The organism is Paraburkholderia caffeinilytica, assembly GCF_051027425.1.
Classification (GTDB): Bacteria; Pseudomonadota; Gammaproteobacteria; order Burkholderiales; family Burkholderiaceae; genus Paraburkholderia; species Paraburkholderia caffeinilytica_A.
Genome location: NZ_CP186553.1, coordinates 580,458 through 592,058, shown reverse-complemented (window position 1 = coordinate 592,058; position 11,601 = coordinate 580,458). Strand labels below are relative to the sequence as shown.

The window sequence follows — 11,601 nt, the reverse complement described above, 5'->3', positions numbered from 1 at the left end:
ATCAGTGTTAAACTGTCGCCCAATATCGCGGGAGTATCCGAAATGCGCGAAAGCAAGCGCCAACAGGTGGTCGACAAGGCCACCGAACTGTTTTCGAAGCACGGCTTTCATCCGGTCGGCGTCGACTGGATCATCGACGACTCGGGCGTCGCAAGAATGACCCTGTACCGTCATTTCGCCGGCAAGGACGACCTCGTACGCGAGGTGCTCGAGCAGCGGTATCACTTCATCATCGATAGTCTTGAGAAGCGCGTCCAGGCAACGGGAAATCCAGTCCAGCAGGTCAAGGCGATGTTCGACTGGTACGAAGCGTGGTTCCAGACGCCTGAGTTTGCCGGTTGCCTGTTCGAACGCGCCCTTGCCGAATTTGGTACCGCCTATCCGAAAGTTTCCGAAGTGGCGATCCGGTATCGTGAAAAAATGGTGAGCTGGATCGGCAAGATACTCAGCGAGTCCATGCCATCTGCCGCCGCCCAACAACTCGCCAGCGTCTGCATGATGTTGCTCGACGGCGCAACGGTAGAGGCACGGGCGTTCAACGATCCATCCTCGGCAATGCGCGCATGGGGGGCCGTTGAAGTGATGTTGCGGGATTTCAACGTCGAACAGCATGTCAACCGCCGCGCCACCACGGCTTAGTGCGGCCCTTTTCTACGGCCGACTGTACCTGTCATAGCAGTAACAGCCATCGGTGCAATCCATGTCTGCTTCGACGATGCGGCCGCCGGCCAGCGTCGATGCGTCACAGGTCATTCTTTGCTGTGTAGCGCTCCGCCGGGAGGTGGCCGCATAACGGATCTGACCGCAAAAACGAATGCTTTCGGTGAGCCGCACAACTAGGCGGCTCCACATATTAGTTAGGAATGCTTCAGCTTCCACGCTTGCTCCATCGCCTCGACAGACAAACGCCCGACGTGCGATCAGCTCATTTATGAACAAAATATTAAAAATAATATTATCAAGACGCTGAACTACGCACACCTCACCCCAGCATCCAAGCGCAACCGCCAGACCGCTTCGCGCTGGCATAAGGGATTATACCGAGGCGACTAATTGATATTATTGACTAATATTATTACCTGACGAAGCCGCCACACCGCCGCACACGATCGAAAGCTGTCGTGCCAGGCAGGCCATTGACGGCGCGTTGCGTCACTCCGTAGGGCATCTTCTAACCCGCTGGGAATGAATGGCAGTTCCAATGAACACCTGTGTGACAAGTGACGATTCCTGGCAAATCAGTTTGCATAGCTAAGTTGTACGAATCCAATCAGAAACATGGTTTCATAGGAGAAGGTCATGATGTCCAGAGGAATTGGATTAATTGCTGTTTTGTTGGCGGCGGCCGTCGGGCTTGCCGCATGCAATGGAGATAGTAGCGGCACGTCCGCATCTCAAGCGGCAGGCGTGTCGAACGCAAGTTCGTCCCCGACGAATGCGGCAGCCCAGTCAAATGACAATGCATCAACGGAAGAAGCGACGGCGATTCCGCTACCCTGCGACGCCGCCGCAACTGCCAGCACGCCATGCTCCGCAGCTCACAGCGTGGCACGTTTGCTCACAAGCAAATACAAGGGGCCATTATTCCGGGTTCAACGGACGTCCGATAATGCAACACAGGACATCTATCCCTATACGTCGGGTAACTTGCCGAGCGGCGCTGACCATACACTGATTGGCTCAGCCAATGTCAAAAGCGCAAACGCGTTCTGCAACAATACAACCTGTTCGGTCACGTACATTTACGATCAGATCGATCTGGTTGCGCCCCTCAAGGGCGGAGCGTTTGGCAATGTGCCGGCCACGCTCACACTCAACCCGGACGGAACAGAGTCACTCATCGTTCCGAATAGCGGATCGGGGTCGCAAAAAACGACGACTGTTCCCGTCCTCAACGGCTTTGCGACGATCACGCTTCCAGGAACCGCGGGAGCACTGACCGTTCAACTGCTCCAGCCCCCCACCGCGCTGACCACCCAAGCACCGACCCTCCAGATATCGATCGGCAACGATCTGCCGGCGCTCTCCGGCACACCGGCAAAGCTGGGCTTCGTGTCGCGACAAGGCGACCAGATTCCGGCCTTGGGTACTTTGGCGGGGCAAGCGTACCGCAGCAGGTTCGGCACAGTGAACCAGTCAATCGGCGATAGCGATATCGCCGAATATATGGTGGCGGGAGCCCACTATAGCCAGTCCTCCACTTGCTGCGGGACTTATGGAAATATGGAAAGCAGCGCCAACCCCAGCACGTATGCACACGGAGAAGTCGAAGGCGAAATGTTCGCGCTGGCGTTCTCAAACGGCAACGCAGCTGTTTTTGGCTACTGTGATGGCGATTCGAACCAGGCACCAAACGTCAAGGACCCCGTATGCAACGCACTCGATATCAACTGGCCGGGTGTCGACGCAGAGGCGGGCGTTTATCTCTACGGCCCGCAGCAGCCTCCAAAAGAAAAGTTCGTCACCGTACTGTCCAAATATTCACCGGTGACCGCATCAAATCTTTTCGCTGTCAAAGGCGGCTCAGCCTCGCAGAGCGTACTCACTGCACTCTATGACCAGGCGCCCCCAGAAGCCCTGAACTTTGGCAACGACGCGGGTCATGCATTTAACGGGCAATGGCAAGGCGGTCTGTCGCTTGGCGAAGGCGGTGACGGCAGCGCGGCGCCCATCCAGTTCTTCGAAGGCGCGGTAATCACCAAGGCGACATCCGACACGACCGACAACGCAATCCAGGCGAGCATTGCAAGTTTTTATGGGCCACCGGCGAATAAGGCCATGGCCGCCTGCTATGCAAACAATCTGATCAACTCACCGCTGAGTCTCGCCACACCGGATGCATGGTCCCAACAAAATGGCGGCACTGCCGTGCCCGCGACCGATATCTCGGGAGTGAACAAGGGTGCCGCAGCGGTTACCAGCACGAACGGCTCATCAGTCTCAAATGTCCACGAAGTCATCAGGGTTCAGGGCGGGCAATCGTATAGTTTCACTGACTACGTCCTCGCCACCACCAACGCGACGGTCTTTCCTGGCGGATCAATCCAGACCGATGACCCGGGCGGCACCGAATTTGGGTGGGTCCTCAATACGAATACGGGCGCTATAGTGCGAGGGACATGGGGCGCCGGACAGGCAACCGCGCTGAGCGCGGTGAAATCGGGCATGTGGTGGAAAGTGACGATGACCCTCACCGCTCCTGCGGGGTCGAACAATGCGTCGGTCTTTATCGATCCGCCCACGTCTAGTGCTGCTGGCGTTCGCTCACAGCAAGCACCTTATTTGAGCGCAACGCACTATTGCCCAAGCCTTGCAATCCTGACTAACTCGGGAACGTAGCGATGAACCGGGGAGTGGTTTCCTGAGACATCCGCTCTCGTGGGAATGAAGTCACGGAAAACACAAAGAAGAAATCGGCAAGGTGCTCGCCAGAAGATTGTGGGCTATCGGTTCGGATGGTGCTCCGGCACCATCCGAACCGGAATCGTAATGAAAGAGGTCCGGCCCGATAGCGGCCAACCTAGCTTGCGCGGAAAGATCTTGAATCACTGGGTGCGCCCGGACGAACGGGCGCCACTCACGGCCTGGCGACGATCAGCAGCATGCGGTACGCCACAACTCATTGCGCCAAGCCCGCATTAACCGCCTTAAACAATCATTCGCTGCTGGTCCACTCCACGTTTGCGCCGACGGAGCGCAAATTTTCCACGAAATTCGGGTGTGCACGGCGGATCGGCAGCGCATTCATGATTTCCGAACGTCCCTCGATACTCGCGGCAACCATGAGCAGCGCGATTGCCACGCGAATGATGTACGGGCTCTCGACTTTCGCGGCGCTCAACGGAAGCCCGCCGAAAGTGATCAGACGATGCGGGTCCGACAGAAACACATGCGCGCCGAACTTGGATAGTTCGACGGACCAGCCCATTGCCCCGTCATATACCTTGTTCCAGAACATCGCGCTGCCTTCGGCCTTAACGCCAAGCGCAATGAAAATGGGCAGCAGGTCGACGGGCAGATAAGGCCACGGCGCCGCTTCCACCTTGGTGAGAATATTCTGGGTAAAAGGCCGGCGCACGCGCAACGGGCCTTCCCGAACGGCGTGCGACCAGCCGTCCCGGTGCACCACTTCCACGCCGAACTTCGCGAAGGTTCGGTCGATAAGCGGGAACTGCTCGGGCGCGGTGTTCTTGACCGCGATGTCGCCTCCGGTGATGGCGCCAAGCGCGAGAAACGTTGCGATCTCGTGGAAATCCTCGCTGAAACGGAATTCGCCGCCACTGAGTTTGTGGCCGCCTTCCACGCTCAGACGCGAGGTGCCAATGCCGTCGATCGGAACGCCCAGTTTTGCCAGAAAGCGGCAAAACTCCTGCACGTGAGGCTCCGATGCCGCATTGACCAAGGTCGACGTGCCATGGGCCGACGCCGCACACAGCACGAAGTTCTCGGTGGTAGTGACCGATGCATAGTCCAGCCAATGCTGATTGGCCGTCAATTGAGTCGCTGCGCGCACGATAAGCGAGTCGGCGGTGCGCTCGATGCCCGCGCCGAAGCGCTCGAATACCTCAACGTGCGGATCTATCTCGCGGACGCCGAGCGTACAGCCTTTTACATCGTTCTCCAGACGCGCAACGCCGAAACGCGCCAGCAACGGCGGAACCAGCATGATCGAAGAGCGCATCTCCTCGGGCAGCCTGTGCGCGACCGGATCGAATGCCGTCGCGTGGTGATGCAGATCGAGGATGCCGGTGGTGAAATCCATCGACACGGAGCTGCCGAGCATGCGAAAAATCTCGAGGATCTTCTTGACGTCGGTGATTTCAGGTACGCCGATCAGACGTAGCGGCTGGTCGGTAAGCAGCGTGGCGCAAAGAACAGGCAGAACAGCATTCTTGTTGGCGGATGGCACGATCTGGCCGCTTAACGGCAGGCCGCCATGTACGATCAGGTTGGACATGTTGGGGGAAGGCGGGTGGATTAGGGAGCGAGGCTAACATCATGCCACTGGACGGCGTGCGGAAGATAGTTCGAGATTATGTCTCTTTTCCCGGGTCCATGACGGCGCTGACACAGCAATGCGTTAGCGGCAAAACACGCCACCGGCGCATCGCTGTGCAGCGGGGACCGTTACTGTTTCAGAAGCTTCACAATGGTCAGCGTTCCGTCCACATTTTCGACTCGAACCTTGACCTTTTCGCCCTCCTTCGCCTCTTTGACCATCGACGCATCTTTGGCCTTATAGGCCATCGTCATCGCCGACATCCCGATGTTCTTCAGCTCGCCGTGCTGAAGCGTCACCATGCCGGTCGACGGGTTCACCTTCTTGACGACCGCATCGGTAAGCGCGGCATTGCTCTGCGCCCCGGTATCCGTTGCGCTGCCATTCATCTTCATGCCGGCCATATCGTCCGCCGCCAGTGCCGCGCCGGCGAACGTAAGACCGGTACAGAGCGCAGCCGTCAGTGTGATCAACTTCTTCATGGGTTTTCTCCAGAGTGAGTGTGCGGCACAAGCGTGCCAGTGGGTACTACATGAGGTTGAAGCGTTTCTTGCGTGGTTGCTTTCATCCGCGCAACGCGGCGGCGCTGCAGCAACAGCCAGGCAGCCGGAATGATGAGCATGGACAGGAGCGGCGCGGTCACCATGCCGCCAACCATCGGCGCGGCGATGCGCTGCATGACTTCGGAGCCGGAACCGTGGCCCAGCATGATCGGGATGAGGCCGGCCAGGACAACCGCGACCGTCATCGCCTTGGGTCTCACCCGCAGAACCGCGCCTTCGCGGATGGCGTCGACAAGCGTCTCTTCGGTAAAGGGCGCCCCTTCCTCGAGCCGACGGTTAAGTGCGCCCTTCAGATACAGCAGCATCACGACGCCGAATTCGGCCGCCACGCCCGACAACGCGATGAATCCCACCGCCGTGGCAACGGACACCGCGTGCCCGAGAACCCAGATCAACCAGAACCCGCCCACGAGCGCGAATGGCACCGTCGACATCAGCAAGAGCGCATCGGCCGCCGAGTTGAAGGTCAGGAAAAGCAATACGAAAATGACGACGAGCGTCACGGGAATCACGGTTCGCAGCTTCGCAGCCGCCCGCTCCAGATACTCGAACTGCCCCGACCACGCGATGGAATAGCCCGGCGGCAAGACAACGTGCTGCGCAACCGCGACCTGCATTGCTTTCACCGCCGATTGCAAGTCGGTATCGCGAATGTCGACGTAGACGTAGCCCGATAGCCGGGCGTTCTCGCTACGGATCATCGGCGGGCCATCGGAGATCCTGATCGTGGCCACATCGCCCAGCGTGATCTGCGCGCCGCGGTCCGTTACGACCGGCAACTGACGCAGGTTGTCGACCGAGTCGCGGATCTCGCGTGGATAGCGGATGTTGATCGGAAAGCGCTCGCGGCCCGCGATAACTTCGCCGACGTTATCGCCGCCCACGGCAGTCGACACGACGGACTGAATATCGGTCACCGACAGACCATAACGGGCGGCCGCGAGGCGATCGATGTCGACGTCGATGTAGTGACCGCCGTTCAGGCGTTCCGCCAATGCCGACGTCACGCCCGGAACGTTCTTCAGGACGGACTCGACCTGGGTGGCGATCCGGTCGATCTGTCCGAGGTCCGCGCCGGAGATTTTCACCCCGACGGGCGTCTTGATGCCGGTCGACAGCATGTCGAGACGATTGCGAATCGGCGGCACCCAGACGTTCGAGAGACCCGGAATCTTCACTCGCGCGTCGAGTTCATCCACCAGCTTCTCCGGCGTCATGCCCGGCCGCCATTCGCTGCGCGGCTTGAACTGGATGGTGGTTTCGAACATCTCGAACGGCGCGGGATCGGTCGCGGTGTCCGCACGCCCTGACTTGCCGAACACCGTCTTCACTTCAGGAACCGTCTTGATGAGGCGATCTGTCTGCTGCAGCAGTTCGGCGGCTTTATCTGCGGAGATGCCGGGTAAGGCCGTCGGCATGTAAAGCAGATCGCCTTCGTCGAGCGGCGGCATGAATTCGCCCCCGAGCCGCGACACGGGAATCACCGTGATGGCGAGCGCCACCACGGCCAGCCCGATTGCCGCCCACGGCCGGCGCAGCGTCGCTTCGAGCAAGGGGCGGTACAGCCGGATCAGCACCCGGTTGATCGGATTGGCGTTCTCATGCGGAATCCGGCCGCGGATCAGATAGCCCATCAGAACAGGCACGAGCGTGACGGACAACCCTGCGGCCGCAGCGATCGTGTAGGTCTTGGTGAACGCGAGCGGCGCAAACAGCTTCCCTTCCTGGCCTTCGAGCGAGAACACCGGAATGAACGACAGCGTGATGATCAGCAGCGAAAAGAACAGCGCCGGACCGACCTCGGCGGCAGACTGCGCGATCAGTTCCCATCGCTGGGCGGTCGTGATCGGCGTATCGGGATGCTGGTGGTCGTACGCTTCCAGATGCTTGTGAGCGTTCTCGATCATCACAATGGCCGCATCGATCATCGCGCCTATCGCGATCGCAATACCGCCTAACGACATCAGGTTTGCATTGACGCCCTGGTAACGCATCACGATGAATGCGGCCAGTACGCCGAGCGGCAAGGACAGGATCGCGACAAACGCACTGCGCAGGTGAAACAGGAACACCGCGCAGACCAGGCCGACGATGATGAACTCCTCGATGAGCTTGTCCTTGAGATTGTCGACCGCGCGTTCGATGAGTTGCGAGCGGTCATAGGTCGTCACGATCTCGACGCCCGGTGGCAAAGACTTCTTCAGGTCGGAGAGTTTCGCCTTGACCGCTTCGATGGTCGTCAGCGCGTTTTTTCCCGAGCGCATCACGATCACCCCGCCGGCCACCTCGCCTTCGCCATTCAGTTCGGCAATACCGCGGCGCATTTCCGGGCCGATCTGGATGCGCGCGACGTCGCCGAGCAACACAGGCGTTCCCGTGTTGTTGGTGCGCAGCACGATGTTGCGGAAATCGTCGAGCGAGTGCAGATAGCCCGATGAGCGGACCATGTACTCGGACTCGGCCAGCTCGACCACCGAACCGCCCGATTCCTGATTCGCCTTGCCAAGCGCATCCGCGACGGCAGCCTGTGTGATGCCGTAGGCGCGCAGCTTGTCCGGATCCAGAACGACCTGGTATTGCCGCACCATGCCGCCGATGCTGGCCACTTCCGACACGTCCGGTACCGACTTCAGCTCGAACTTCAGAAACCAGTCGTTCAAGGCGCGGAGTTGCCCAAGGTCATGCTTGCCGGTGCGATCGACCAGTGCGTATTCGTAGACCCAGCCAACACCCGTCGCGTCGGGTCCTAGCGAAACGGTTGCGCCCGGGGGCAAGCGGCTCTGCACCTGGTTCAGATATTCGAGCACGCGCGAGCGGGCCCAGTACTGGTCCGTCTTGTCGTCGAACAGCACGTAGACGAACGCATCCCCGAACGACGAATAAGCGCGAATCGTGGTCGCGCCGGGTACGCCGAGCAGTGTCGTCGTAAGCGGATACGTCACCTGGTCTTCGACGACTTGCGGTGCCTTGCCCGGATACGATGCCTTGATGATCACCTGTGTGTCGGACAGATCCGGCAGTGCATCGAGCGGCGTCCGGGTCAGCGAAAACACGCCCCACGCCGTGACGAGCACGGTCGCGAGCAACACCAGGAAGCGGTTGTAAATCGACCAGCGAATGATGCGTGCAATCATTTCGCGCCTCCAATCGGTTCGACCTGCGTCAACTCGTAGCCGTCATCGGTGGGCTTGAAAACGAAATGCACGGACTCGCCCGCCTTGACGTTCGGAAAGGCCGTCGGAGACGGTTTGCCGAAGCTCATGGTCATGGCGCCCCAGCCCAGCGCCGGCACGGGCTGGTGTGAGAATGTGATGTCGCTGGCCGTGACTTTTTCGACCTTGCCGGTCGTTTCGTAGGTTTGCGCAGCAGCGGGGGCGGAAGCGGGAGCAGAAGCAGGTGCCGATGCCGACACACCAGACGCCGCGCTTCCTTCGAGTTTCGGCAGCACTGAGGTCAGGCTCGCTTCCGAGTCGATCAGGAACTGGCCCGATGCGACAACCTGCTGGCCCTCGGTCAGCCCGCTCGTCACTTCGGTGTTGTCGCCGCTATCGTTACCGACGGTGACCTGAACAGGCTGCAAGCGGCCATCGCCGTTCCTGACGATAACGATCGAGCGCTTGCCGGTGGTAATCACCGCTTCGGACGGCACAAGCAGCCGCGAGACCGGCTTCGCTCCGCTGACCCGTGCGCGCATCAGCATCCCCGGTGTCAGCTTCAGCCCGGCGTTATCGATTTCGAGGCGTGCTTGCAGCGTCCGGCTGTCCGCACTGATGCCCGGCAGAATTTCACGGATGCGGCCGCTAAAGTGTTGTGAAGCGTCGCCGGCGAACGTCGCGTCAACCACCATGCCGGGCCGCACCTGCAACGCGAGCGACTCAGGTATCTCAACGATCAGCCATAGCTTCGAAAGACCCGCGATCTTGGCGAGCGTTTGTCCCGGCGACACCATCGCGCCATCGCGAACATTGAGTTCCGTCAGCACGCCGGCATCCTGCGCGAATAACGTGACGTGGGTCTGCGCCTTTCCGGTTCGCTCAAGGCTCGCGATGAGGCCGTCCGGTATCGACAGCGCCTGCATGCGCGCACGCGCTGCGGCAAGCAGCGCGGTATCCATACCGCCACGTTTGAGCGCGAGATACTCTTCCTGTGGCGCCAGCCAGTCGGGAACGAACAACGACGCAATCGGCGCCCCCTTCGCGACACGTTGCATCGGCGCGCTGGCGTACAGGCGGTCGATATAGCCCGTCACCCGTGACTGGACGACATCTGCCATCGACTCATCGAACTGCGTGGTTCCGATCGCGTCGAACCCTGCGGCGGAGTTCTGCCGGACCACCGTCGCGTATCGGATACCGAGATTCTGTTGAAGCGTGGAGTCGACCTTGATCCCGCTTGAACCGCCTTCGTCCGCAAAGACTGGCTGAAGCTCCATGTTCATGAAGGGGGATTTGCCGGGCTTGTCGAAGTGCTGGTTGGGCACCATCGGGTCGTGCCAATAGAGCACTTTGCGGCCGGTCTTTGGATCGACGTTATCGCCGGTTGGCGTTGGGGTTGTGGTGGTTGGGGTTGCAGCCGCGGCTGACGCCATCGGTGCATCCGTTGCCGCGCGATGAGTGCCGATCACATAGCCGGCGCCTAACAGCACGGCCGCAGCGAACACCGCTGCCACCGCGCGTACGATCAGTTTCTGGTTCATGTCGTTCTCTTACTGTCCGGAGGTCAGATCGGGCGGCAACACCTGGTATTCCAGCTGCGCCCAGACGAGGGAAACGTCGCGTTCAAGGTTCAACACCTGAAGGTCCGCTTCGAGCTGTGTGTGTCTCGCGTCCAACGCGTCAGCAAGCGTGCCGGCTCCCGATCGGTAAGCAGCATTGGCCAGTTGCACCTTTTGTTCCGCCGCGGGAAGAACGGTTTGTTTCGCATTGGCTAGACGGTCCCGGCCACTGGCGAGCTTTGCCGTCAGACTCTGGATATCGGCCATGACCTGCCGCTCGGTGTCTTCATAAGTGAGCCGCGCCTGCGTGCCCATCTCGGACTTTTGCTCGACGTCGCGGTCTTCGACATTCTTGCGGTGGATCGGCAAAGGAATGGAGACGCCTACGGTCACGTAGTCCGGGAATTTCCCGCCGCTCTTGAAGTAGGTCAGCCCCCAGGTCCAGTTCGGGTTCCGGTTGCTTCGGCTAACGTCCGTGTCGGCATCGGCCAGCGAGATGGCTGCGCGCGCCGCGATCAACGAAGGCTGAACCTGAGCGAGTTGCTCGGCGCTCAAACTGGACACGTCAGACTTAAGTTCCGGCGGGGTACCCGCAACGCTCAGCACGTTGCCTGCTGCTGTCCAGCGCGACAGCGTAATCAACGCGGTCTTCTCGTCTTGCTGCGCATTGATCAGTTCGTCGCGCGCATTCCCGAGCGTCAGGTTGGCTTGCGCGATATCGACGGCCGTCCCTTTTGCGCCACGATAGGACGCCTGCCTTGCCGTCAGTTCCTCGCCGAGATGGTCCACCAGAGCCTGATTCAGGGCGACGGCTTTCTTTGCATAGAGGGCGTTCAGCCAGGCCATGGCCGCTTGCTGACGAACCTCGGCCACCTTCTCGAGGTACGTCGATTTATCGCGCTCGACAGTACGATTGGCGAGCGTTGTCTGCAGCCGGCGTTTTTCCCGAGACACCCATTCCTGCTGGATGCCGACGCCGCGCATCGTGAAATTGTCCTGCCCGATGGTGAACGCATTGGGCCCATTGATGGGCAAGTTCTGGACACTCAGATTCAGCGTCGGATTGGGCAGTTGCCCGGCTTTGACAACCACGTCCGAACTTCCTCGAACCGAGGCTTGCGCAGCCTGGATCGAGGACGAACGGCTGGTGGCAATTTGCAACGCCTCGTCGAGCGTCAAGCCCGCGTCCTGAGCGTGCGCTATGCGGCCAGCCAACAGGGCGAACGCGAAAAAAACGGCACATGAACGAAGCCAGGCGCGCCAGGAGGCTGGCGTGCCGATGATGTAAAACATGATCTAACCTCGAATGGTCGAGCCGCGTGTGG

The 11,601-nt window shown here is 60.1% G+C and carries 7 protein-coding genes; 2 read left to right on the top strand and 5 right to left on the bottom strand.

The features are described from left to right. The first annotated feature begins 42 nt into the window (after positions 1 to 42). The gene (locus tag ACOSV0_RS23215) at positions 43 to 639 is read left to right on the top strand and encodes a TetR/AcrR family transcriptional regulator (protein WP_434114013.1); all 597 of its coding nucleotides are present in this window, start codon (positions 43 to 45) and stop codon (positions 637 to 639) included. Positions 640 to 1,299: 660 nt separating this feature from the next. Then, a complete protein-coding gene (locus tag ACOSV0_RS23210; protein ID WP_434114011.1) occupies positions 1,300 to 3,339 on the top strand; it encodes an arabinofuranosidase catalytic domain-containing protein in 2,040 nt (679 codons plus the stop codon). 316 nt (positions 3,340 to 3,655) lie between these two features. Here ACOSV0_RS23210 and ACOSV0_RS23205 read toward each other — a convergent pair whose 3' ends face one another. The 5 genes from ACOSV0_RS23205 to ACOSV0_RS23185 form a co-directional block, all read right to left on the bottom strand. Next, positions 3,656 to 4,957 carry a UDP-N-acetylglucosamine 1-carboxyvinyltransferase gene (locus ACOSV0_RS23205; RefSeq protein ID WP_434114009.1) on the bottom strand — a complete coding sequence of 434 codons (1,302 nt, stop codon included), beginning with the start codon at positions 4,955 to 4,957 and terminating at the stop codon, positions 3,656 to 3,658. 170 nt (positions 4,958 to 5,127) lie between these two features. Next, positions 5,128 to 5,481, bottom strand: a complete 354-nt coding sequence (locus tag ACOSV0_RS23200) for a copper-binding protein (protein ID WP_434114007.1) — start codon at positions 5,479 to 5,481, stop codon at positions 5,128 to 5,130. Continuing rightward, on the bottom strand, positions 5,478 to 8,696 hold the full coding sequence (locus tag ACOSV0_RS23195; protein WP_434114005.1) for an efflux RND transporter permease subunit: 3,219 nt from the start codon (positions 8,694 to 8,696) through the stop codon (positions 5,478 to 5,480). The genes ACOSV0_RS23200 and ACOSV0_RS23195 overlap by 4 nt, the downstream gene beginning before the upstream one ends. Beyond that, positions 8,693 to 10,258: an efflux RND transporter periplasmic adaptor subunit gene (locus ACOSV0_RS23190; RefSeq protein WP_434114003.1), complete on the bottom strand. Its 1,566-nt coding sequence runs from the start codon at positions 10,256 to 10,258 to the stop codon at positions 8,693 to 8,695. The genes ACOSV0_RS23195 and ACOSV0_RS23190 overlap by 4 nt, the downstream gene beginning before the upstream one ends. 9 nt (positions 10,259 to 10,267) lie before the next feature. Beyond that, positions 10,268 to 11,569, bottom strand: a complete 1,302-nt coding sequence (locus ACOSV0_RS23185; protein ID WP_434114002.1) for a TolC family protein — start codon at positions 11,567 to 11,569, stop codon at positions 10,268 to 10,270. Between the last annotated feature and the right edge of the window lie 32 nt (positions 11,570 to 11,601).